Raw genomic sequence first — 23,620 nt, forward strand, 5'->3', positions numbered from 1 at the left:
CCCATGGTGCCGGCCCGCACGCCGCCCGCCATGCCGCCGCAGGCGCCACTGCCTGAGGTGGACGCGCCCCGGCACTCGCCGCTGGCGCGAGTGGGGCTGGTGTGCTTCACGCTGCTGGTGGTCTATGCGAGCCTGTACCCGTTCAGCGGCTGGGTCGACAACGGCATCTCGCCGTTTGCGTTCCTGACGGCGCCCAAGCCGCGCTACATCACCGAGTTCGACCTGCTCACCAACGTGCTCGGCTACTGTCCGTTCGGCGCGCTGGCGGTGCTTGCCTTGCATCCACGCGTGTCGGGTGCCCGCGCCACGCTGATCGCGTTCGTCGCCGGCGCGCTGCTCTCCGGCTGCATGGAAGCGCTGCAGACCTGGCTACCGAGCCGCATCTCGTCGAACATCGACCTCATCACCAATGCGCTGGGCGCGCTGCTCGGCGGTGCCGTGGTGGCGCCGTTCACCTCCGCGCTGATCGACCGCGGCACGCTCACGCAGCTGCGCAGTGCGTGGTTCGAGCCGCATGCGAGCTTTGCCATCATCCTGCTGATGCTGTGGCCGTTCGCGCAGATATTTCCGCAAGAACATCTGTTCGGCATGGGCGGCATCGTGCGCGAATGGCTGACCGATCCGGACTCATGGCCGATGCAGGTTTTGCAGATGCTGGTGCCGTCGCTGCCGGCATGGCAGGAAAGCATTGGCCTGCGTCCTGACGACATGCAGAGCCAGCAGTTGCTGGAAACGATGGTGACAGCCAGCAGCTGGCTTGGCACCGGTCTGTTCGCTTCGATCTCGATGCGGCGGCACGCGCCGATGGTGCGCATCCTGGCCGGACTGCTTGCCGCGGCGCTGCTGCTCAAGGCCGCTGTGGCGGAACTGCAATTCCCCGATGGCAACGCTTTCATCTGGCTGTCCGAAGGTGGCCGCTTCGCGTTGCTGACGAGTTCGCTGGCGCTGGCGCTGCTGTTGTACGTGCCACGCTGGCTGCGCGCGGTGCTCGCCATGGCTGCGCTGATCACGCTGGTCATGCTCACCAATGTGCTGCCATCGAATCCGTATGCATGGATCTCCGAGCAAGGCTGGAGGATGGGGCGGTTCGTGCATTTCAACAGCCTGGCGCAGTGGCTGGGGTGGCTGTGGCCGTTCCTGGCGTTCTGCTATGTGATGTGGCGGTTTGAACAGGTGAGCCTGATCCGGCATGAGCGGCGCAAGGCGGCTGCGGCGCGGCGGGAGGCGGTCAAGCGGGAGAAGGCGGTGGTGTCGGGAGATTGATGGACTTCGGGAAGCGGCCGGTCTGGCGACCGGCCGGCTGCTGCGGCTGCCAGCGCCTCAATGCAACTGCCCGCCCTGCTCCCGCACATCGACTTCCGTCGTCAGCGTGGTGGCAACAGCCTGGCGGATGCCGCGGATCATCATCTCCAGCGACATGCTGGGCTGGCCCGGATGGCGCGCGGCCTGCTCGGGCAGATAGGGAATATGAATAAACCCGCCACGCACGCCTGCGCCGACAGGGGTAGCAAGGCAATGCATCAGGCCATAGAACACGTGGTTGCAGACGAACGTTCCCGCCGTTTGCGATACAGCGGCAGGCACGCCGGCCGCGCGCATGTCGCGCGCGATCGCCTTGATCGGCAGCGTGGAAAAGTACGCAGCAGGACCTTGCGCAGCAATCACCGTGTCGATCGGCTGCGCACCAGCGTTGTCGGCAATGCGGGCATCGTCGACATTGATCGCCACGCGCTCGACCGACATTTCCATGCGTCCGCCCGCCTGCCCGACCGCGATGGCCACTGCGGGCTTCAGTTCGCGCAGCAGCGCGTCCATGGCATCGATGGCCACGCCGAACACACACGGCAACTGGCGCGCGACGACCACGGCATCGCCGATGCGCTCGCCGTCCAGCGCGCGCACCGCCTCCCACGACGGATTGATCGGCTCGTTTTCGAATGGCTCGAAGCCTGTGAGCAATACGGTGCGCATGGCGGGTCTCCGGATTTACATGAGGAAGTACAGCAGCGCGATGTTCGCGACAAGGATCGCCAGCGCGGTCGGCACCTGCGCACGAATCACGGCGTTCTTGTCTTCCAGTTCGAGCAGCGCGGCCGGCACGATGTTGAAGTTCGCCGCCATCGGCGTCATCAGCGTACCGCAGTAACCCGAGAACATGCCGATGGCCGCCATCACCGCCGGATTGCCGTGGAATATGCCGACCAGGATCGGCACGCCGACACCGCCGGTCATGACCGGAAACGCCGCGAAGCCGTTGCCCATGATCACCGTGAACAGCGCCATGCCAACGCAGTACACCACCACGGCGACCAGCTTGTAATCCATGTTGATGTAGGCAGTGGTCAGGTGCGCCACGGCCTTGCCCACGCCGGCATCGGCGAACACCAGGCCCAGCATCGCCAGCATCTGCGGCAGCACCAGCGCCCAGCCGAGCGATTCCGTCAGCCGGCGCGATTCGCGCATGCCCTGCACGACCGAGTCGCGCGTGAGCCAGCACACCACGCCCAGCGAGATCAGGCAGCCGATGCCCAGCGAAACGAAGGTCACGTTCTTCGGATCGAGCAGCGGAATGCCGGCGATCTTCACGTCCTTGAACAGCACGGTGCCGATCACGGTCACCACCGGAATCAGCAGTGCCGGGATGAACAGCTTGTTGCCGAGGCGGCGCGCGCTGGCGCGGCGCTCTTCTTCGGGCAGCGTGTCGTGCTTGCCGTGGCCGACGCCGCCGAAGCCGGCAATCAGCGCCATCACCACGGCACCGATGCCCACCGCCGCGGGCGGCAGGCGGTCACCGATCAGGAAGACGGCGGCATAAAGCAGCCAGAACAGGCCCGTGCTGAAGCGGCGCGGATGCTCGCGGTCGGCAAAGGTCAGCAGCGCGGTAATGGCCAGGACCAGGCCCGCCAGCCAATACAGGTACTCGATGGAAATGATCATGGCTTACTCCCCGCTCTTGGCAGCGACGTTGGCAGCAGCCTTGCCGCCAAGCTCGCGTTCCAGCCAACCGTCCAGGCGCTTCAGGCGCACCGCGTGGATCAGGAACGCGCAGACCGCGGTCGGGATGCCCCACACGGCAATATGCAGCGGCTCCACGTCGATGTTCGACGACAGCAGGAACGTGTGCATCAGCGCGATAGCGCCGAACGCCACGAAGATATCCTCGCCGAAGAACAGGCCCACGTTGTCGGTGGCCGCGCAGAATGCCAGGACGCGCTGGCGCACCGGCTCCGGCAGATGGCCGAAGCGGTTCTCCGCCGCGCCTTCCGCCATCGGCGCCAGCAGCGGGCGAACCATCTGCGGATGGCCGCCGAGGCTGGTCAGGCCGACGGCCGCGGTCAGCTCGCGCACGCCGAGATAGACAATGAGCAAACGGCCGACGGTGGCCGACGCGATGCGCGCGATCCACGCCTGCGCATGCTCGCGCAGCCCGTGCCGCTCCAGCAGGCCGATCACGGCCAGCGGCAGCAGAATGATCAGCGGCAGGTTGCGTGCCTTGACGAAGGCGGTGCCGATCGCGGAGAAGATCTGCATCACCGGCATCGACGCGGCAATGCCCGTGGCAATCGCCGCAAGGGCCACCACCAGCATGGGATTGAAGCGCAGCACGAAGCCGATGATGATGACGCCGACCCCGATGAGGGGCCAGAGGTTGACTGCCTGTTCCATGGGGGCACCAATAGAAGTGTGATGGAGGCTAGCGGCCTTCCGCCGTCAGACTGCACGACAGGGAAAGCCGCGGGAAATGCCGGTGGCCACGGTTGCCGACCTAGGCTCCGGCGCGGACTGCAATGCCTTCGGCGCCGAGCCGTTCGCGGATGCGGCGCGCAAAAGCCAGTGCATGGGCGCCGTCGCCGTGCAGGCACACGGTCTCGGCGCGGATCGGTACCCAGTTGCCGTCGATGGCGCGCACGCGCTGCTCGCGCACCATGGCCAGCGTCTGGTTCAGGGCGACTTCCTCGTCTTCATGCAACGCGCCCGGCGTGCCGCGCTTGACGAGCGAGCCATCGGGGTTGTAGCCCCGGTCGGCAAAGACTTCTTCCTTGACGCGCAGGCCAGCCTGGCGCGCCACGTCGATCATCTTGCTGCCGGCCAGGCCGAAGAAGACCAGATCGGAATCGAAATCGCGCACGGCGCGCACGATGGCCTCGGCCAGCGCCGGGTCGCGCGCGGCCTGGTTGTACAGCGCGCCGTGCGGCTTGACGTGATGCAGCTGGCCACCCTGTGCGCGCACGATCGCGGCGAGCGCGCCGATCTGGTACAGCACGTCCGCATAGACCGCTTCGGGGTCGCGCTGCATCTCGGTGCGGCCGAAATTCTCGCGGTCGGGGAAGCTCGGGTGCGCGCCGATGGCCACGCCCTTTTCAATGGCCCACTTCACGGTCTGCAGCATGGTGGCGGCATCGCCCGCATGCCAACCGCACGCAACGTTGGCCGAACTGATCAGTGCGAGCAGCGCCTCGTCGTTGCCGCAGCCTTCGCCAAGGTCGGCATTCAAATCGATCTGCATTGCGGTTCTCCTTCAGGCTGCGGCGCGCGTGCGGGTACGGCGGCGCGCGGCTATGGTCATGCCATCGCCCTGCCATTGCAGGGCCTGGTCGATCTGGCGCAGGTAGCGATCCACCGCTGCCTGCGCGGCGGCGGCCTCTTCGAGCGTGACGCGCACGAAACGTACCGGCGCGCCCAGCGGCACCTGCGCCAGGCGCCACAGGTCGGCGCCGATCACGACGCCGATCTTCGGGTAGCCGCCGGTGGTCTGCGCATCGGCCATCAGCGCGATCGGCTGGCCGGCCGGCGGCACCTGGATCACGCCCGGCACCACGCCGTGCGAAAGCAGGTCGGCGCTGCGTTCGGCCTTGCGTGCTAGCGCGGGGCCTTGCAGGCGCAGGCCCATGCGGTTGCTATTTGGCGTGATGGTCCACTCGGATTCCCACAGCGCAGCCTGCGCAGCGGGTTCGAAATCGCCGTACTCCGGACCGGGCATCATTCGGATCGGCATGACGCCGCCGGCATCGGCACACGGCAGCGCCCACGACGGCGCCTGCACGCCGAGCCAGTCCGAGCCCTCGGCCACGCCGGGGCGTGCGGCGGCAAGGCGGTCGCCCTCGCGCAGGGCACGGCCGCCAAAGCCGCCGAAGCCGGCCTTCAGGTCAGTGCTGCGCGAGCCCATGACGGGCTCCACATCGATGCCGCCTGCCACGCACAGGTAGACACGCGTGCCGCCGCGCATGGCGGGCAGCGTCAGCGTCTCGCCACGGTGAGCGTCGAACGCATGCCACGACCAGACCGATACCCCGTCGAGGTTGGCGTTGCACTCGGCGCCGGCCAGTGCCACGCGCATATCGTCGTGGAAGCGCACGGCCGCACGGCCCAGCGTGAACTCGATGGCGGCGCAGCCGGGCGCGTTGCCGAGCAGCCGGTTGCCGATGGTCAGCGCCAGCGGGTCCATGGCGCCGGAGCGACCCACGCCGAAACGGCGAAAGCCGGTGCGGCCAAGGTCCTGCACGGAGGCCAGCGCACCGGGTCGGATGATCTCGATCACGCGATGACCTCCTCGGCAACAAAACGCACGGTATCGCCGGGGGCGAGCAGCGAAGGCGGATCACGATCTGCCACGAACAGTGCGGCGTCGGTACGCCCGATCAGCTGCCAGCCGCCCGGAGCCGAGGCCGGATAGATGCCGGTCTGCTCGCCGCCGATGCCGACCGAGCCGGCCGGGACCGCCAGCCGCGGCTCGCGCCGGCGCGGCGTCGCCAGTTCCGGCGCCAGTCCGCCCATGTAGGCGAAGCCTGGCTGGAAACCGAGGAAATAGACCACGTACTCGCCGGCGCTGTGGCGGCGCACCACTTCCTGCGCGCGCAGGCCCGTATGCGCGGCCACGTCGGACAGGTCGGGTCCATGCTCGCCGCCGTAGCGCACTGGAATTTCCACGAGCCGGCCGGTGGCCTGGCTCGCCTCGCCCGAAGCCCAGGCGAGCTTCAGGTTGCGCTCCAGCGCAGCGACATCGGCGGTCTCGTCAAAGATCACCGTCAGGTTGTTCATGCCGGGCACGACGTCCACCACGCCGCGCCAGTCGGCCGCGCGCGCCGCCATGGCCCAGATGCGGCGCTGGACTTCCAGCGAGGCCGGCGGCGGCGCGCTGCAGAGCAGCGCCTGTTCGGCAAGACGATGGACGGTACAGGAGGTCATAGGCAACACCAGCGCGAAGCTGATTCAGTGTAGGCCGGTATGGCCCCGGACGTGACGCATCAGCAATTTATCTATGATTTATCGATGAATTGATAGTAACGGAATGAGGATATGGGTCGCACTCAGGATTGACCCTAATACGTGACGGGTCTCTTCAGTCTCGGCTGCTCCCTTCTCACGCGTCTGTGGGAGAAAAGAAACCGCCCACTTTGGATACCCTTTCGGCAAAGAAAAACGGCCGGGTTTCCCCGGCCGTTCTGGCTCATTCCGGATGCGGCAACCGCTCAGGCAAACCCTGCCTGATGCGCCTGCTGATCCGCGTGGTACGAACTGCGCACCATCGCGCCCACGGCGGCATGCGTGAAGCCCATCTTGTAGGCCTCTTCCTCGAACATCTTGAAGGTGTCGGGATGCACGTAGCGCAGCACCGGCAGGTGGTGGTTCGACGGCGCCAGATACTGGCCGATGGTCAGCATGTCGATGTCGTGCGCGCGCATGTCGCGCATGACTTCGAGGATTTCCTCGTCGGTCTCGCCCAGGCCGACCATCAGGCCGGACTTGGTCGCCACGTTCGGGTTGCGGCGCTTGAATTCCTTCAGCAGCGTGAGCGAGTGCGCGTAGTCGGCGCCCGGGCGGGCTTGCTTGTACAGGCGCGGTACGGTTTCCATGTTGTGGTTCATCACGTCCGGCGGGCAGGCCTGCAGGATGTCCAGCGCCTTGTCGAGACGGCCGCGGAAGTCAGGGACGAGCACTTCGATGCGCGTCACGGGCGACAGCTCGCGGGTCTGGCTGATGCAGTCCACGTAGTGCTGGGCGCCGCCGTCGCGCAGGTCGTCGCGGTCGACGCTGGTGATCACCACGTAGTTCAGCTTGAGCTGGGCGATGGTACGCGCCAGGTTGCCCGGCTCGTTCACGTCGAGCGGATCGGGGCGGCCGTGGCCGACGTCGCAGAACGGGCAGCGGCGCGTGCACTTGTCGCCCATGATCATGAACGTGGCCGTGCCCTTGCCGAAGCATTCGCCGATGTTCGGGCAGCTCGCTTCCTCGCACACCGTCACCAGATTATTGGCGCGCAGGATGTCCTTGATCTCGTAGAAGCGCGAGTTGCCGGTGGCGGCCTTCACGCGGATCCAGTCCGGCTTCTTGAGCTTTTCGGCCGGCACGATCTTGATGGGGATGCGCGCGGTCTTGTCGGCAGACTTCTGCTTGCGGGTCGGATCGTACTGCTCCGCGGGGGATTGCGGGGCTTCGCTGGAGGAGGCGATCAGGGCGTCGCTCATAAATTTCTCCGCACGCGCAACGGCGTGCAATTCGCTTGTCAGCTTGTCACTAAGAGGCCAGGGCCGGCGTGGCGGCAGTCTTGTCTGCCGCCAGCGCACGGGCCTCGCGCGCTGCCAGCACCTCGCACAATGCCGCCGCCAGGCGTCGCGCGATGTCAGTTTGTTGTGCGGCGGTCACGGGCTGGTCCTGCCAGTGTCCACCGGCAGTGGCCATGTCGACCGTTTCCAGTCCGGCATAGCCGCACGGATTGATGCGCAGGAACGGCGCCAGATCCATCTGCACGTTCAGGCTGACGCCGTGATAGCTGCAGCCATTGCGGATCTTGAGCCCGAGTGCGGCAATCTTCGCGCCCCGGTGCGGCCCGTCCGACAGGTAAATGCCGGGGGCGCCGGGCTTGCGCTCAGCCGCGAGATTATACGCGGCAAGCGTGTCCAGCACGGCCTGCTCGATGTCGTTCACCAGTTCGCGCACCATCAGTTTGCGACGCTTGAGATCGAGCAAGAGATAAGCCACCACCTGGCCTGGGCCATGATAAGTGATCTGTCCACCACGGTCGATCTGCACCATCGGGATGTGCGCATCCGGCGCCAGCAGGTGCGCGGGATCGCCCGCCTGGCCAAGCGTGTAGACCGGCGGGTGCTCGACCAGCCAGACCTGGTCGGGCGTCTCGGGCGTGCGCGCGGCAGTGAAGGCGCGCATCGCGTCGAAGCAGGGCTGGTAATCCTCGCGGCCCCGCTCGAAGACTTGAATCGGATGCATGGCGAGAGTGTAACGAAAAGGGCCGGCTTACGCCGGCCCCTGCCACGTTCATGGGGAATTAGTCAGTCCGGCCGCGTGTCCAGGCTGCCGGTTTCATCACCCGGCCTCGACCAGACCAGGCGCAGCCTTGGCGCATGAGCTTCGGACGTCTCTCCGCCCATCGCGTCACGCGGCCTTGGCGTGGTCGTCGCCCGGCGTCCATTCCGTGCCTCGAACCAGGCGCCGCAAGCTGCGGTACACAAGGTGGGGGACATCGGCCAGCGTCAGCGCCGGGCGGCGCGCCTCGGCGATCAGCGCCAGGCGCACGGCACGGCGGGCACGCGGATCGATGCTCAAGACCACTTCATCGCCACGCCGCAGCAGCAGGCTCCCGCCACAACGCAGCCAGTAGTCCTCGGAATCGCCTTCGCGGGTGATCCACAGGTCGGTGCCGGCGGCATCTTCCACGTGGAGGCGCTGTGCCACATGCATGGACAGCGCGGTGACTTCGCCGGGATTCAGGGTGAAAACTGTCGTTGTGAGCAGAGCTTGCATGATGGATCTCCTGTCCGCCGGCCTCGGCACGCTTGCCGAGTCTTGCCACATGACCGGTACTGGCCTGGTTTTCCTGCCAGTACACTTCGATTCGTCGTGGCAATGGGGCGCCGGTGAACTGAATTCTAGTGATTGCCCGGGCACTGGCAAAACGATATATTTTTAAGGTTCTTGTTAGCCAAATTCACAAAGCGGAGCGTGTCATGGCATGGAAAGGTGCATGGGAAAGGGATATGCCGCGTGGCTGGCACCGCGAATTGCCGCGCCTGCCGGCGCTGACGGCGTTGCGCGCGTTCGAGGCGGCGGCCCGGCACGAGAGCTTTTCGCGCGCGGCGACGGAACTGTTCGTCACGCACGGCGCGGTCAGCCACCAGATCCGCGCGCTGGAAGAGGAACTTGCGATGCCGCTGTTCGAACGCCACGGCAAACGCGTGGCGCTGACACCGGCGGGGCGCCTTTACGCCGAGCGCATCCGCGATGCCCTGCTGCAGATCGCCGACGCCACGCGCGTGCTGCAGTCCGGCAACCGCGAGAAGCGGCTGACGATCAGCACCATGCCGTCATTCGCCGCGCGCTGGCTCATGCCGCGCATTGGCAGCTTTATCGAACGGCATCCGGAGCTGGACGTCGAGCTGCTGTCGTCGAATACGCTCGTGGATTTCGGCCAGGAAGAGGTCGATATCGCGCTGCGCATGGGCACTGGCGACTATCCGGGCCTGTACGTGGAAAAGCTGCTCGATGATGTGTTCTTTCCGGTCTGCAGCCCCGCCTTCAACGGCGGACGCCTGCCGGAGCGGCCTGCCGACCTGGCCGGCCTGAACTTGCTGCGCGGCGAAGGCGACCCCTGGAAGCCATGGTTCGAAGCCGCAGGGCTGGACTGGCCCGAGCCGCGCAAGGGGCTATTGCTCGAAGATTCGTCGCTGTTGCTGCAGGCAGCGGCCGAGGGCCAGGGCGTCACACTGATCCGCTCTTCGCTGGCCTACAACGACCTGCTTTCCGGCCGCGTGGTGCGGCTGTTCGATGTCAGCATTCCGTGCCCGTGGCTGCTGTATTTCGTCTGCGCGCCCGGGGCGCTGGATTCGCCGAAAGTGCAGGCGTTTCGAGGTTGGCTGTTGCCGGAGATCGACCGGTTCCGGGAAGTGCTGGCGCAGTGGGCGGATTGAGAACTCAGTCCTTCACGGGCGACGCCTTGTCATCGTCGTCCTGGTCCTTTGCCGACGCCGCCCTTCCGGCCCGCGGATGCGCCTTGTCATAGACCTTGGCCAGATGCTGGAAGTCCAGCGACGTGTAGATCTGCGTCGTGGAGATGCTGGCATGCCCGAGCAGCTCCTGCACCGCCCGCAGGTCGCCCGACGATTGCAGCATATGCGTCGCAAACGAATGCCTCAGCATATGCGGATGCACGTCGGCTGGCACGCCGGCACGAATCGCCTGCTCCTTGAGCCGCAACTGCACCACGCGCATCGACAGCCGGTGTCCGCGCGCACCGAGGAACAGTGCGGACGCATCCTCGGGCGCGGCACCCGGCCGCAATAGCTGCTCGCGCACGGCAAGCCAGCCGCGCAACGCTTCCATCGCCTTGCTGCCGACCGGCAACGTGCGCCGGCGCGAGCCCTTGCCAGTCACGGTCAGTTCGGCGCCGGACATATCGAGCCAGCCGGCCGATTCATAGCCATCGCGCTTTTCATAGCAGGCGTCGAGCTGCACCAGTTCCGACAAGCGCAATCCGCTGGAATAGAACAACTCCCACACGGCCTGGTCGCGCAGCGCGGCGGCATCGGTCCCCGCGGAATGCGAGACCAGCGCCACGGCATGCTCGACGGATAGCGCCTTGGGCAGCCGGTGACCGGAACGCGGCGCGCGCACGCCATCCACCGGATTGGCCTGGACGCCGAGGCCGTGCTGCGCCGCCCAAAGATAGAAGCCACGCCAGGCCGACAAGGTGCGGGCAATCGTGGTGCCCGCCAGGCCTGCACCATGCAGGCGCGCGGCAAAGGCGCGGATATGGCGGGTCTGCAGCGCCAGCAGCGCAAAGCCCGGCGCGTGCCTGGCGGCGTGCGCCTGCAGCGCGGTCAGGTCGCGGCGATAACTGCTGATGGTGTGTTCGGCAAGCTTGCGGCTGCCTTGCAGCCAGGCCAGATATTGCGCGATGACGGGGTCGGCCGCCGGCGGCTCCGTATCCGCCACTGAGACCTTGGTCGGATCGTGGGTCATGGAAGCAAGGCGTGGACGACGCGGCCCGCTGGAATTCAGTCGCGCAGGCGATTCAGCGCGGCACCGGCCACTTCGCCGATCTGCGTCAGGTAGGCCGTGCCCATGCCCTCGAGGAAACGGCGCGGGTCGGGCGAGCCCAGCACCAGCAGGCCGAAGGCCGGGCCCGGCACCTCGCCGGCGGTGCGCACGGGCGGACGCAAGGCCACCATGGCGAGCGATGCGACTTCGTCGAGTTCCAGCAGGCCGGCCGCCTCGAAACCCGCGTTGGCGCCACAGTACGGTGCGCGCAGGCCTTCGGAGAACAGTTGCAGGTCATCGCTGCCGCCCTGCGCCACTTCCATATGGGCATACTGCTCCGCCACATCCCACAGCTTGAGCGCCACGGCGGGCACATCGAACACCTGCTGCAGGCCGTCCTGCACGGCATAGGGCAACGCGTGGGAGTCCGGCTCGCCCATCAGCCGCATTTGCCAGGCATGCATGCGCTGCTGGGTGCGGTCATTGTCGTGCCCGTGGCGCATCAGGTCGGCCAGGCGCAGTTCCAGTACCTTGTTCTTTTCACGCAGGATTTCCATCTGCCGTTCCTGCAGCGACACCGCACGGTGGCTGTGCGGGCTGGTCAGCTGCACGGTGGCGAGCAGCTCGGCATGGTCTTCGAAGAACTGGGGATTGCTCTGCAGGTAGGCGGCGACGTCTTGGGCGTTCATGGGCTTCGAACCGAGAGAATTTTGCATGGCAGTTTAGCAAAGCGGGGCGCCGGCGCCCCGCCCTGGGCCATCGTCCCTCTGTATTACGTCTGGATCAGCCGTTTCTGTCGGGAAATCGCCATCAGGATGCCGATGCCCGCGCCCAGCGTCACCAGCGCCGTGCCGCCGTAGCTCATCAGCGGCAGCGGCACGCCCACCACCGGCAGGATGCCGCTCACCATGCCCATGTTGACGAAGGCATAGGTGAAGAAGATCAGCGTGATGGAGCCGGCCAGCAGCCGCGAGAACAGCGTCGGCGCGTTGGCGGCAATGAACAGGCCGCGGAAGATCAGCAGCAGGTACAGCACCAGCAGGATGGCATTGCCGATCAGGCCGAACTCCTCCGAATACACCGCGAAGATAAAGTCGGTGTGCTTTTCCGGGATGAATTCCAGGTGGGTCTGGGTGCCCTTGAGCCAGCCCTTGCCCTCGACGCCGCCCGAGCCGATCGCGATGATCGACTGGATCGTGTGGAAGCCCTTGCCGAGCGGGTCGGTGGTCGGATCGAGCAGCGTGCACACGCGATGCTGCTGGTAGTCATGCAGGACCGGCCAGGTCACGCCGGGCGCGCAGATGTCGTTCTGGAACGTGATCAGCAGCGAGACCGCCACCACCAGCATCGCCATCAGCGGCAGGATGATGCGCCAGGTCAGGCCGGCAAAGTAGATCACGTAGATGCCCGCCGCCATCACCAGCAGCGCCGTGCCCAGGTCGGGCTGCTTGGCGATCAGGCCGACCGGGATCAGCAGCAGCAGCAGCGCCACCGCGAAGTCATACCATCGGACCACGCCCTCGCGCTTCTGGAAGTACCAGGCCAGCATCAGCGGCATGGAAATCTTCATGATCTCGGACGGCTGGATCACCATGCCCACGTAGAGCCAGCGGCGCGCGCCCTTGCGGATCAGGCCGAACATGGCCACCGCGATCAGCAACGCCACGCCGATGGTATAGATCGGCACCGCCACGCGCATCAGCGTCTGCGTGGGCAGGTAAGCGATCACCAGCATCACCACGTACGACAGCAGGATATTGCGCAGCTGGTCCTCGACCCGGCCCGGCATGTCGATGGCGGCCGAGTACAGGGCCACGATGCCGGTGGCGAACAACAGGAACACGATCAGCGCCAGCGGCTTGTCGAAGCCGGTGAACGCTGTCTTGATCAGCGACAGGACGCGACGCTTGTCCATGCGCGTCTCCTTCAACGGGTGACGTCGGCGCCCGTTGCCGGCGTGGCGGCTACGGGCTTGACGCGTGGTTTGGGCGCGGGCGCCTTGGCGGCGGCTGCCGCGGAGGCCGGTGCCACGGGCTTCGGCTTGCTGTGGCCCAGCGCCTGCAGCATGCGCTCGTCCAGCGTCTCGACGGCCGAAGCCGGCGCGATCGCGGCGGGGTCGAGCGCCACGGCCGCGGAGGCGCCCGCCACCGCGGACGCCGGCGCCGCCGACGCCACGGAAGCGGCACCAACCGCGCTGGCCGCCACGGCACTGGCACCGCTCGACATCACCGTCGCGCTGGCGATGCTCGCGGTGTTGCCGGTGGTGAAGACGCTGGCCGTATCGACCGGTGGCCGCTCGGCCGGCGGCGGCGCCGAGGCCTCCAGTTCCGCCGGCCACTTGCCGAGCAGGTAATAGTCCATCACCTTGCGCGCGATCGGGGCCGCCACCGCAGCGCCGAAGCCCGCGTTCTCGACAATCAGCGCCAGCGCGATCTTGGGGTTGTCGGCAGGCGCGAACGCGGTGTAGAGCGAATGGTCGCGCTTGCGCTCGTCCAGCGCGTGGTGGTTGTACTTCTCGTTCTTGCCGAGCGTGTAGGTCTGGGCCGTACCGGTCTTGCCGGCAGACTCGTAGGCCGCACCGGCGAACACGCGCGCGGCGGTGCCCGAGTGCGTCACCGCGACCATCGCGCGCTTGATCACGTCGATGTCGGCCTGCTTGAAGTCAAGCCGGTAGCTTTCCTTGGGCACCGTCAGCGTGCGCTTGCGCGTGACCGAGTCCTCCACGGCCTTGACCAGGTGCGGCTTCATCGCCGCGCCGTTATTGACGATGATGGAAATCGCGTTAGCCAGCTGCAGGATCGTGAAGCTGTTGTAGCCCTGGCCGATGCCCAGTGAAATGGTCTCGCCGTCATACCACTTCTGCTGCTCGGGCTTGCGGTAGGCCTTGCGCTTCCAGTCCGTGGACGGCAGGATGCCGCGGCTTTCGCCCTCGATGTCGATGCCCGTGATCTGGCCGAAGCCCAGCGGCTTCATGAAATCATGGATCGCATTGACGCCCATGTCGCGCGCGAGCGCGTAGTAGTAGGTATCGCACGACTGCACGATCGAGCTGTGCATGTCGACCCAGCCGTGGCCGCCCGGCTTGTCGTCGCGGAAGGTGTGGTTGCCCAGCGTGAACGAGCCCGGGTCATGCATACCCCACGCCGCCGTGCGCTTGCCCGTGGTCAGCGCCGCCAGCGCCATGAACGGCTTGTAGGTCGAGCCCGGCGGATAGGTGCCCCGCAGCGGCCGGTTCAGCAGCGGCTTGTCGGGCGAACCGTTGAGTTCGTTCCAGGTGTTCGAATCGATGCCTTCGACGAACAGGTTCGGGTCAAAGGTTGGCTTGGACACGAAGGCCAGGATGTCGCCCGTGGAAGGCTCGATCGCCACGAGCGCGCCGCGGCGGTCGCCGAACAGTTCCTCGGCCAGCTGCTGCAGGCGGATGTCCAGCGACAGGATCAGGTTATTGCCCGGCGTGGCGGGAGACGTCGACAGCGTGCGGATGGGCCGCCCGCCTGCGCTGACCTCGACTTCCTCGAAGCCGGTCAGCCCGTGCAGTTCGGTTTCGTAGCTCTGCTCCAGCCCGATCTTGCCGATGTAGTTCGAGCCCTTGTAGTTGTCGGCGTCCTTGCGCGGATCGTACTTCGCGCCATCGGCGTCGTTGGCCTCGTCCATGGCCTCGATGCGTTCCTGGTCGCGCTGCGAGATGCGGCCCAGATAGCCGATCACGTGCGATGCCGATTCGCCGAGCGGATACTGCCTGAACAGCCGCGCGCGCACATCCACGCCGGGGAAGCGGAAGCGCTGCGCGGAAAAGCGCGCCACCTCCTGGTCCGTCAGCTGGCTGCGAATCGGCAGGCTTTCGAAGCTGCGCGACTCTTCCTGCAGGCGCTTGAAGCGGCGCCGGTCGCGCGGCTGGATGTCGACCAGCGACGACAGCGCTTCAATGGTGTTGTCGAGCGTATCGGTCAGCTTGGACGGCGTGATCTCGAGCGTGTAGGCCGAGTAGTTGCGCGCCAGCACGATGCCGTTGCGGTCCATGATGATGCCGCGGTTGGGCTCGATCGGCGCCACGGAGATGCGGTTGTCCTCGGCCTTGGCCGAATACTGGTCATGCTTGTACCACTGCAGCCAAAGGAAGCGCGTGAACAGCAGCCCGAAGCAGATCACCGTGAACAGCGCCGCGGCCGCTACGCGGAGGCGAAAGCGGCCGATTTCCAGTTCGACGTTGCGGATTTCGGTCATGGTACTGCCGGGTTGCCGGGTTGGATACGTTGGTCGCGCTCAGATCGGACGCGTTTCGTCGACGTCGACCGAGCGGCGCTGCGGTGCGAGCAGCACGGCGGTAGCCATCGGCCAGAGCAGCGCTTCGATGCCGGGCGCCAGCAGCAGCGGCCAGCCCGGCAGCGGCGCGCCCATGGCCAGGCGGATCACCACCGGCACCGCGTGCGCGACGAACAGCAGCGGCAGCACGTGCAGCGCCTGCGTGTAGACCGTGAACCACAGCACGCGGCGGTGGATGGTGATGGCGAAATAGGCCAGCAGCGTATAGGCCACCGCATGCTCGCCCAGCAGGCGCGCGTCATGCACGTCCATCAGCAGGCCCAGCGCGAACGCCACGCCCATGCCGACCTTGCGCGGCTGGTGGATGTTCCAGAACACCAGCACCAGCGCCACCATGTCGGGGATCCACAAGGTGGTGCCCCACGGCATCAGGTTGAACAGGAACGCCATGACAAAGCTGAACGCGATGAACGCGGGGTTCACCGGGCGCAGCAGGTACTGGGGATTGGTCACTATTGAGCCTCCTTGGCGGCGGGGCCAGCCTTGGCCGCCGCGGCGCTGGCTGCCGCGGCACGCGCGGCGGCCGAGCGGGCCCCCTTGGCGGGCGCATCGGGCTTGTCCTCGGCCGCTTCGCGCGGCGGCATGGCGGAGTCGTAGCGCACCACCAGCAGCTGGCGGTGCGCACGCACGCCCGCCACCGGTTCGCACCACACGCGCGAGAAGGCGGTATCGGCCTTGCGCTCGATATGCGTGATCTTTGCCACCGGCAGGCCAGGCGGGTAAGTGCCGTCGAGTCCGGATGTCACGAGCAGGTCGCCCTGCTGCAAGTCGGCCGCCGCGGCCATGAAGCGCAGGTCGAGCTGGCCGGCGCGCGCGCCGCCGAAGGCCACGCTGCGCAGGCCGTTGCGCACCACCTGCACGGGAATCGCCAGGTCCTTGTCGGTCAGCAGCGTGACTTCGGACTGGAACGGCGAGACCCGCGTCACCTGACCCACCACGCCGCGTTCGTCGATCACCGGGTAGCCGGCGCGCAGCCCTTGCTGGCTGCCCTTGTCGATCACGATGCGCTGCGAATACGGGTCACGCGCGTCGTAGAGGATTTCCGCCGCCGTGACCGGCGTGGCCGACTGCTGCTGCAGGCTCAGCAGCTTGCGCAACTGGTTGTTCTCGGCCTCGAGCTGCGCCTGGCGCACCGAGGCTTCGGCCTGCTGCACGGCGCCGAGGCGCAGTTCACGGTTTTCGCTGGCCAGCGCGGCGGACGATTGCGCGTAGTCGAACACGGCGCGCAGCGCATCGCGCGGCACCAGCACGACGCGCTCGATCGGCATCAGCACCGTGGCGGCCACCTGGCGCACGACGCTGAGCGCATTGAAGCGCGCATCGACGATCAGCAGCGCCAGCGCGATGGCCACGTACAGGACCAGGCGCGCGACGGCCGAAGTCCCTTGCTTGAAAAGCGGCGGTGGAGAGTAATCCATTTAGCCGGGCGCGGGCGTTGACGGGATGGAAGACGGAAGCGAAAGCGGAAGCAATACCGAAAGCGCAAAGACATTGCCGCCCCGGCCGGACAGCACGGAGGCGGCAATCGTTTCCGCGGGAGCGTGCCCGCGGACGCGGCCTTGCCCCGCAGCCCTGATCAGGAGATCCGGCAGGCGGTGCATCGCCGCGTGCAATCCGGTGGCCTTACTCGTACGAGAAGATGCCGCCCAGCTTGTCCATGCGTTCCAGCGCCATGCCGGAACCGCGCACCACGCAGGTCAGCGGGTCTTCGGCGACCAGCACCGGCAGGCCGGTTTCCTCGGCCAGCAGGCGGTCCAGGTCGCGCAGCAGCGCGCCGCCGCCGGTCAGCATCATGCCGCGCTCGGCAATGTCGGCGCCCAGTTCGGGCGGGGTCTGTTCCAGCGCGATCTTGACGGCCGACACGATCTGGTTGAGCGGATCGGTCAGCGCTTCCAGGATTTCGTTGGACGACACCGTGAAGGCACGCGGGATGCCTTCGGACAGGTTGCGGCCCTTGACCTCCATCTCGCGGACTTCGGAACCCGGGAAAGCCGAGCCGATTTCCTTCTTGATGGCTTCGGCGGTCTGTTCGCCGATCAGCATGCCGTAGTTGCGGCGGATGTAGTTGACGATGGCCTCATCGAACTTGTCGCCGCCGACGCGCACCGAACCCTTGTAGACCATGCCGCCCAGCGAGATGATGCCCACCTCGGTGGTGCCGCCGCCGATGTCCACCACCATCGAGCCCGACGGCTCCGACACCGGCAGGCCGGCGCCGATCGCGGCCGACATCGGCTCCTCGATCAGGTACACCTGGCTGGCGCCGGCGCCCAGCGCCGATTCGCGGATGGCGCGGCGCTCGACCTGGGTCGAACCGCACGGCACGCAGATGATGATGCGCGGGCTCGGACGCAGCAGCTTGGTGTCATGCACCATTTTGATGAACTGCTTGAGCATCTGCTCGGTGACGGTGAAGTCGGCGATCACGCCGTCCTTCATCGGGCGGATCGCCTCGATATTGCCCGGCACCTTGCCCAGCATCTGCTTGGCTTCCTTGCCCACCGCCTGGATGGTCTTCTTGGCGTTGGGTCCGCCTTCCTGGCGGATGGCCACGACCGAAGGCTCGTCCAGGACGATGCCCTTGTCGCGCATATAGATCAGCGTGTTGGCGGTGCCGAGGTCGATGGCGAGGTCGTTGGAGAAGTAGCTGCGGAGAAATCCGAACATCAGGAATCCTGTTTCTGTTGGGTTCGCGGGTAGGCGAAGTGGCCGGCACCGCCTGCGGGCCGGCCACAATATATGTTCATGCGGGTAAGGTCGAGGCGTCCCGGGCACCGGCCAGCCGGCCAGCCGCCCCCTCGCAGGGGCGTCGGCAAACCGCCGCAGTGCGCAGTCGCGCACCACTCTTACGGGAACCTTTGATTAGACCTCACGAAAAAGTTCGCGAAAAGATCACGTCGATGCCAGTTTGCTGAAGATCAGCAATGCAGCGGAGGGCTAATCAGAGGGACCCAGACCATCGCGCCTCGGGCAGCGCACGGCACGTGGCCAGTGCAGTCCGGAGCACGTTTGACGGCAGCAAAACTTATGCCGAAAAAGTGACAATTTGCGCACCCGCGAGATAACGCCGGCGGTCATGTGGCGTAGACGCTGCCAAAGGTCGGGAGGCACGCAATGATACCTTATAATTCCTGCTGAATCGGGCGTTTACGGCCTGAAAACCACAGCTGATCCGACGACCCCGGGGCGCCCCTCCGGCACCTGCCCCGGCCGCGCGACGCACCCGCCGCATGCCCCTGGCGCCTGTGCCGCAAGCGCCTTTTTGCACCCGAACTATCCACCTCGCCATGGCCCTCGACCTATCCGACGTCAAGCGCATCGCCCATCTGGTCCGCATCGAAACCACCGATGAAGAGGCGTCCCAGACGCTTGCGCAGCTCAATAATTTCTTTTCGCTGGTCGAGCAGATGCAGGCGGTCGATACCTCCGGCATCGAGCCCCTGGCCCACCCGCTGGCCACCGTGCGCGACATGGCGCAGCGCCTGCGGGCAGACGCCGTGACCGAAAGCGACCGGCGCGAAGACTACCAGCGCCCCGCGCCGGCCACCCAGGATGGCCTCTACCTGGTGCCCAAGGTCATTGAATGACCCCGGCCGGATGTCCCGACCGCACCGCACCGACGCACGCCACCCCTGATGCCCACCGACTCTCATGCCCTTTTCCGCTGATTCCGTGACCTCCCTGCGCCAGCTTGCCGATGCCCTGGCCGCGCGCACCGTCTCCGCCGAGGAACTCGCCCGCACCTACCTGGCCCGCATCGAGCAGGCCGGCGCACTGAACGCCTTCACCCATGTCGACGCCGAACGCACGCTGGCCCAGGCGCGCGAAGCCGATGCGCGCCGCGCCCGCGGCGAGGCCACGCTGCTGACCGGCGTGCCGGTGGCCCACAAGGACGTGTTCGTCACGCGTGGCTGGCGCGCGACGGCCGGCTCGAAGATGCTGGCCAACTACGAAAGCCCGTTCGACGCCACCGTGGTCGAGCGCATGGCCGCCGCCGGCATGGTCACGCTGGGCAAGACCAATATGGACGAGTTCGCGATGGGCTCGTCCAACGAGAACTCGTTCTTTGGCGCCGTGCGCAACCCGTGGGACACCGACCGCGTCCCGGGCGGCTCGTCGGGCGGCTCGGCCGCTGCCGTGGCTGCCGGCCTGGCGCCGGCCGCGACCGGCACCGACACCGGCGGCTCGATCCGCCAGCCGTCGTCGTTCTCGGGCATCACCGGCATCAAGCCGACCTATGGCCGCGTGTCGCGCTACGGCATGATCGCCTTTGCGTCGTCGCTGGACCAGGGCGGCCCGATGGCCCACACCGCCGAGGACTGCGCCCTGCTGCTCAACGCCATGGCCGGCTTCGACCCGAAGGATTCGACCAGCATCCCGCCCGAGCAAGGCGGCGTGGATGAGGACTTCACGCGCCACCTGGGCCGCGCGCGCGCCGGTGCCTCGGAAAGCCAGCCGCTGGCGGGCCTGCGCATCGGCCTGCCGCGCGAGTACTTCGGCAAGGGCCTGTCGCCCGACGTGGAAGAGACCGTGCGCGCCGCGCTGCGCCAGTACGAGCAGCTCGGCGCCACGCTGGTGGAGGTCTCGCTGCCCAAGACCGAGCTGTCGATCCCCGTGTACTACGTGATCGCGCCGGCCGAGGCGTCGTCGAACCTGTCGCGCTTCGACGGCGTGCGCTACGGCCACCGCGCCGCCGAGTACCGCGACCTGCTCGACATGTACAAGAAGACCCGTGCCGAAGGCTTCGGCACCGAGGTCAAGCGCCGCATCATGGTGGGCGCCTACGTGCTGTCGCACGGCTACTACGACGCCTACTACCTGCAGGCGCAGAAGATCCGCCGCATCATCGCCGACGACTTCCAGCGCGCGTTTGCCCAGTGCGACGTGATCATGGGCCCGGTCGCGCCGACGGTGGCGTGGAAGCTCGGCGAGAAGACTTCCGACCCGGTGCAGATGTACCTGGCCGACATCTTCACGCTGTCGACCAGCCTGGCCGGCCTGCCCGGCATGAGCGTGCCGTGCGGCTTCGGCGAAGGCAATATGCCGGTCGGCCTGCAGCTGATCGGCAACTACTTCGACGAAGCGCAGCTGCTCCAGACCGCGCACGCGTTCCAGCAGGCCACCGACTGGCACCTGCGCCGTCCCGCCAAGGCATGAAACGGCTTGCGCAAGTCTTCCGCCTGATCCTCGCCGCGGCCCTGGCCGCGGTGGTGGCCGGCTGCATCCAGTTGCCGATCCTCGGCAAGCCGACGCCGATCGCGGCCCGCGATATCGACATCGTCGGCGACTGCCGCCGCACCGAGGAAGACGGCTTCCGCGAGGACGCCCAGTTGCGCGTGTCCGACAACAGCGTGCAGCAGCTCTCATGGAAGCTGTGGGTCGGCAAGCGTGGCTCGTGCACGTTCAACCTGGCCGATTTCCGCCAGACACAGAAGAAGCCGCATATCGAGCTGCGCGCCAATGACGGCAGCGGCTGCAAGCTGATGGTCTGGCAAGATCCGCGCCGCGTCACGCTGGCGCATGCCAACTGCGCGCAGCGCTGCACGCCGGGCATCTACGAACAGGCCTGGCCGGTCATGTTCGAGCCGGGCACCGGCGCCTGCGCGCAAACCCGCTGAGGCCTGCGATGACCGCCACGCCCGCCAGCTACTGCCTGCATCGTCTGCCCCGGCTCGCCACGCGCGTTGCCGGTGCAGCCGGCATGCTGCTGGCCGGCGCGGTGTTCGCGCACACGCCCGCACCGCCGACACCGGCGCTGGTGCAGCCGGCCAATACGGCGCCGCTCACCGCGCTCACCCCTGGCGCCACCACGCGAACGGCGCCGTCCGCACGCGCCGCCACGCCGGCACTGCGCGTGCAGTTGCCCGGCGAACAAGGCGCGCCGGCGCTGAGCGCCTACTGGTTCGTGCCGCGCGAAGGCAGCACGCCGCGCACGCAAGCGCTGCCGGTGGTGATTGCACTGCATGGCTGCAGCGGCTTGATGGGCACGCGCCGCGACGCCGTACGCGCGGAAGCTGCCCCTGCGGGCAGCAGTGCCGCGGACGGCGACGCAGCCTCTGGGCTGCAACCGCGCTATCGCGATTACGCACAATGGCTGACCGAGCGTGGCTACGCGGTGCTGATGCCCGACAGCCAGTCAGCCCATGGCAAGCTGCCAGGCTGCGGCGATTCGGCCGAGACCCGCGGCGTGGATGAACGCATGCGCCGCACCGACGCGCTGGGGGCACTGCGCTGGGTGGCGCGCCAGCCCGGCATCGACGCCACGCGCATCGTGCTGCTGGGCTGGTCCAATGGCGCGCAGGCGGTGCTGGCCACGGTCGATGCAAGCCGTCCGTGGCCGGCCAACACGCCGCAAGTGGAACGTGCCGTGGCGTTTTATCCGGCCTGCAAGCGGGCGGTGCAGCAGCACAATTTCCGGCTGCGCGCGCCGGTATTGCTGATGATCGGCGGGGCCGACGACTGGACGCCGGCCACACGCTGCGCGATGCTGCAGAACGCGGTGCTGGCGCGCCAGCCAGGCGCGCGTTTCCGGCTGGAGATCTACCCCGGCGCGTACCACGGCTTTGATGGCACCAGCGAATTGCAGGTGCGCCGCGACGGGCCTGGCGGCGCGCGCGCCGGCCGCGGCGTGACCGTCGGCGGCGATGCCGTGGCGCGCGTGGCCGCCATGGCCCAGCTTGACTCGTGGCTCGCCAGCCCTGATCCCTAAAGCGCGCCAAAACAAACACATGAGGTCGGCGGTTGCGCCGGCCCTTTGCAACAGAAAGAACCCAAGAACCGAACAGGAATACCGCCATGCAATGGGAAGTGGTGATCGGCCTCGAAACGCACACGCAGCTTTCGACGGCCTCCAAGATTTTCTCCGGGACCTCCACCGCCTTCGGCGCCGAGCCCAACACACAGGCCTCGCCGGTGGATCTCGCGCTGCCGGGCGTGCTGCCGGTGCTCAACAAGGGCGCGGTGGAACGCGCGATCCAGTTCGGCCTGGCGATCGGCGCCACCATCGCGCCGCGCAGCATCTTCGCGCGCAAGAATTACTTCTACCCCGACCTGCCCAAGGGCTACCAGATCAGCCAGTACGAAATCCCCGTCGTGCAGGGCGGCACGATCACCATCCAGGTCGAAGGCAAGAAGGGCGAGGTCTATGAAAAGACCGTGCAACTGACGCGCGCCCACCTGGAAGAAGATGCGGGCAAGTCGCTGCACGAGGACTTCGCCGGCATGACCGGCATCGACCTGAACCGCGCCGGCACGCCGCTGCTGGAAATCGTGACCGAGCCGGACATGCGCAGCGCTGCCGAAGCCGTGGCCTACGCCAAGGCGCTGCACTCGCTGGTGGTGTGGCTGGGTATCTGCGACGGCAACATGCAGGAAGGCAGCTTCCGCTGCGACGCCAACGTGTCGGTGCGCCCGGTCGGGCAGCAGGAATTCGGCACGCGCCGCGAGATCAAGAACCTGAACTCGTTCCGCTTCTTGCAGCAGGCGATCGAGTACGAAGTGCAGTGGCAGATCAACGAGATCGAGGACGGCCGCAAGATCCAGCAGGCCACGGTGCTGTTTGATCCGGACACCGGCGAAACGCGTGCCATGCGAACCAAGGAAGACGCGCACGACTATCGCTACTTCCCCGATCCTGACCTGATGCCGCTGGAAATCGACGCGGCCTGGGTCGAGCGCGTGCGCGGCGAACTGCCGGAACTGCCGGCGGCGATCCAGGCGCGTTTTGTTTCGCAGTATGGCCTGTCGGCCTATGACGCCAGCACGCTCACTGCCACCAAGGCGCTGGCCGGTTACTACGAAGCGGTCGTGACCGAGGCCGGTGCGGCCAATGCCAAGCCCGCGGCCAACTGGCTGATGGGGGATGTCGCTTCGCAATTGAATCGCGAAGGCATGAGCATTGATGCGGCGCCGGTCAAGCCGGCGCAACTGGCCAAATTGCTGGCGCGCATCGCTGACGGCACGGTGTCCAACAACACCGCCAAGAAGGATGTCTTCCCTGCCATGTGGGCTGGCGAATCGGATGGCGATGCGGACGCGATCATTGCCGCCAAGGGGCTGAAGCAGATGTCCGATACCGGTGAACTGGAAAAGATCATCGATGACGTGCTGGCGGCCAACGCCAAATCGGTGGAAGAGTTCCGGTCAGGCAAGGAAAAGGCCTTCAATGCGCTCGTCGGGCAAGCGATGAAGGCGACCAAGGGTAAGGCGAATCCGGCGCAGGTGAATGAGCTGTTGAAGAAGAAGCTGGGGTAAGCGTTTCAAGGGCGACCCATGTTTCGCCGGCTATGCCTGGCTATGCCGGCGA

The 23,620-nt window shown here is 66.9% G+C and carries 24 protein-coding genes; 8 read left to right on the plus strand and 16 right to left on the minus strand.

What is annotated here, in order from left to right; all coding sequences use genetic code 11:
- The first annotated feature begins 3 nt into the window (after positions 1-3).
- The gene (locus AC3FKH_RS02270) at positions 4-1,263 is read left to right on the plus strand and encodes a VanZ family protein (RefSeq protein WP_488672558.1); all 1,260 of its coding nucleotides are present in this window, start codon (positions 4-6) and stop codon (positions 1,261-1,263) included.
- Positions 1,264-1,320: 57 nt separating this feature from the next.
- On the opposite strand, the gene pcp is transcribed toward AC3FKH_RS02270, so the two are convergent.
- From pcp to AC3FKH_RS02315, 9 genes are all read right to left on the minus strand, one after another.
- Positions 1,321-1,971: a pyroglutamyl-peptidase I gene (pcp, locus tag AC3FKH_RS02275; protein ID WP_488672560.1), complete on the minus strand. Its 651-nt coding sequence runs from the start codon at positions 1,969-1,971 to the stop codon at positions 1,321-1,323.
- 15 nt (positions 1,972-1,986) lie between these two features.
- A complete protein-coding gene (locus AC3FKH_RS02280) occupies positions 1,987-2,937 on the minus strand; it encodes a DUF979 domain-containing protein (protein WP_488672562.1) in 951 nt (316 codons plus the stop codon).
- Positions 2,938-2,940: 3 nt separating this feature from the next.
- The gene (locus AC3FKH_RS02285) at positions 2,941-3,666 is read right to left on the minus strand and encodes a DUF969 domain-containing protein (protein WP_488672564.1); all 726 of its coding nucleotides are present in this window, start codon (positions 3,664-3,666) and stop codon (positions 2,941-2,943) included.
- Positions 3,667-3,766: 100 nt separating this feature from the next.
- On the minus strand, positions 3,767-4,507 hold the full coding sequence (pxpA, locus tag AC3FKH_RS02290) for a 5-oxoprolinase subunit PxpA (protein ID WP_488672566.1): 741 nt from the start codon (positions 4,505-4,507) through the stop codon (positions 3,767-3,769).
- A 12-nt stretch (positions 4,508-4,519) separates the two neighbouring features.
- A complete protein-coding gene (locus AC3FKH_RS02295; RefSeq protein WP_488672568.1) occupies positions 4,520-5,539 on the minus strand; it encodes a 5-oxoprolinase subunit C family protein in 1,020 nt (339 codons plus the stop codon).
- Positions 5,536-6,186, minus strand: a complete 651-nt coding sequence (pxpB, locus tag AC3FKH_RS02300; protein ID WP_488672570.1) for a 5-oxoprolinase subunit PxpB — start codon at positions 6,184-6,186, stop codon at positions 5,536-5,538. The genes AC3FKH_RS02295 and pxpB overlap by 4 nt, the downstream gene beginning before the upstream one ends.
- Positions 6,187-6,470: 284 nt before the next feature.
- A complete protein-coding gene (gene lipA / locus AC3FKH_RS02305; protein ID WP_488672572.1) occupies positions 6,471-7,466 on the minus strand; it encodes a lipoyl synthase in 996 nt (331 codons plus the stop codon).
- 49 nt (positions 7,467-7,515) lie between these two features.
- Complete coding sequence (gene lipB / locus AC3FKH_RS02310) at positions 7,516-8,226, minus strand: lipoyl(octanoyl) transferase LipB (RefSeq protein ID WP_488672574.1); 711 nt, start codon at positions 8,224-8,226, stop codon at positions 7,516-7,518.
- Positions 8,227-8,391: 165 nt separating this feature from the next.
- Positions 8,392-8,760: a DUF2917 domain-containing protein gene (locus tag AC3FKH_RS02315; protein ID WP_488672575.1), complete on the minus strand. Its 369-nt coding sequence runs from the start codon at positions 8,758-8,760 to the stop codon at positions 8,392-8,394.
- Between AC3FKH_RS02315 and AC3FKH_RS02320 the strand changes: the two genes are divergently transcribed.
- Together AC3FKH_RS02320 and AC3FKH_RS02325 are read left to right on the plus strand one after the other, a co-directional pair.
- A complete protein-coding gene (locus tag AC3FKH_RS02320; protein ID WP_488672576.1) occupies positions 8,759-8,926 on the plus strand; it encodes a hypothetical protein in 168 nt (55 codons plus the stop codon). The genes AC3FKH_RS02315 and AC3FKH_RS02320 overlap by 2 nt on opposite strands.
- Before the next feature lie 37 nt (positions 8,927-8,963).
- Positions 8,964-9,923, plus strand: coding sequence for a transcriptional regulator GcvA (locus AC3FKH_RS02325; RefSeq protein WP_488672578.1), 960 nt, complete (start codon positions 8,964-8,966; stop codon positions 9,921-9,923).
- 4 nt (positions 9,924-9,927) lie between these two features.
- On the opposite strand, the gene AC3FKH_RS02330 is transcribed toward AC3FKH_RS02325, so the two are convergent.
- The 7 genes from AC3FKH_RS02330 to AC3FKH_RS02360 form a co-directional block, all read right to left on the minus strand.
- Positions 9,928-10,974 (minus strand): tyrosine recombinase XerC, encoded by a 1,047-nt coding sequence (locus tag AC3FKH_RS02330; protein WP_488672580.1) that lies wholly within the window; start codon positions 10,972-10,974, stop codon positions 9,928-9,930.
- 35 nt (positions 10,975-11,009) lie between these two features.
- The gene (locus tag AC3FKH_RS02335; RefSeq protein WP_483730909.1) at positions 11,010-11,681 is read right to left on the minus strand and encodes a DUF484 family protein; all 672 of its coding nucleotides are present in this window, start codon (positions 11,679-11,681) and stop codon (positions 11,010-11,012) included.
- An 83-nt stretch (positions 11,682-11,764) separates the two neighbouring features.
- Positions 11,765-12,907: a rod shape-determining protein RodA gene (rodA, locus tag AC3FKH_RS02340; RefSeq protein ID WP_488672581.1), complete on the minus strand. Its 1,143-nt coding sequence runs from the start codon at positions 12,905-12,907 to the stop codon at positions 11,765-11,767.
- An 11-nt stretch (positions 12,908-12,918) separates the two neighbouring features.
- The gene (gene mrdA, locus AC3FKH_RS02345; protein WP_488672583.1) at positions 12,919-15,216 is read right to left on the minus strand and encodes a penicillin-binding protein 2; all 2,298 of its coding nucleotides are present in this window, start codon (positions 15,214-15,216) and stop codon (positions 12,919-12,921) included.
- Between the two features lie 39 nt (positions 15,217-15,255).
- Entirely contained in the window at positions 15,256-15,768 is a 513-nt protein-coding gene (gene mreD / locus AC3FKH_RS02350; protein ID WP_224082885.1) for a rod shape-determining protein MreD, read from the minus strand.
- Positions 15,768-16,733, minus strand: a complete 966-nt coding sequence (mreC, locus tag AC3FKH_RS02355; RefSeq protein ID WP_488672585.1) for a rod shape-determining protein MreC — start codon at positions 16,731-16,733, stop codon at positions 15,768-15,770. Before mreC ends, mreD begins: the two co-directional genes overlap by 1 nt.
- Before the next feature lie 205 nt (positions 16,734-16,938).
- On the minus strand, positions 16,939-17,982 hold the full coding sequence (locus tag AC3FKH_RS02360) for a rod shape-determining protein (RefSeq protein WP_483710076.1): 1,044 nt from the start codon (positions 17,980-17,982) through the stop codon (positions 16,939-16,941).
- Positions 17,983-18,602: 620 nt separating this feature from the next.
- Here AC3FKH_RS02360 and gatC point away from each other — a divergent pair.
- The 5 genes from gatC (at position 18,603) to gatB (ending at position 23,568) form a co-directional block, all read left to right on the plus strand.
- On the plus strand, positions 18,603-18,902 hold the full coding sequence (gatC, locus tag AC3FKH_RS02365) for an Asp-tRNA(Asn)/Glu-tRNA(Gln) amidotransferase subunit GatC (RefSeq protein ID WP_488672588.1): 300 nt from the start codon (positions 18,603-18,605) through the stop codon (positions 18,900-18,902).
- Positions 18,903-18,966: 64 nt separating this feature from the next.
- The gene (gatA, locus tag AC3FKH_RS02370; RefSeq protein ID WP_488672590.1) at positions 18,967-20,472 is read left to right on the plus strand and encodes an Asp-tRNA(Asn)/Glu-tRNA(Gln) amidotransferase subunit GatA; all 1,506 of its coding nucleotides are present in this window, start codon (positions 18,967-18,969) and stop codon (positions 20,470-20,472) included.
- Entirely contained in the window at positions 20,469-20,933 is a 465-nt protein-coding gene (locus AC3FKH_RS02375; RefSeq protein ID WP_488672592.1) for a hypothetical protein, read from the plus strand. Before gatA ends, AC3FKH_RS02375 begins: the two co-directional genes overlap by 4 nt.
- A gap of 8 nt (positions 20,934-20,941) precedes the next feature.
- A complete protein-coding gene (locus tag AC3FKH_RS02380) occupies positions 20,942-22,024 on the plus strand; it encodes a dienelactone hydrolase family protein (RefSeq protein WP_488672593.1) in 1,083 nt (360 codons plus the stop codon).
- Positions 22,025-22,110: 86 nt separating this feature from the next.
- Positions 22,111-23,568 (plus strand): Asp-tRNA(Asn)/Glu-tRNA(Gln) amidotransferase subunit GatB, encoded by a 1,458-nt coding sequence (gene gatB / locus AC3FKH_RS02385; RefSeq protein ID WP_488672594.1) that lies wholly within the window; start codon positions 22,111-22,113, stop codon positions 23,566-23,568.
- Positions 23,569-23,620: the final 52 nt, after the last annotated feature.

It is taken from the genome of Cupriavidus sp. 21MJTG02-4 (assembly GCF_057798975.1).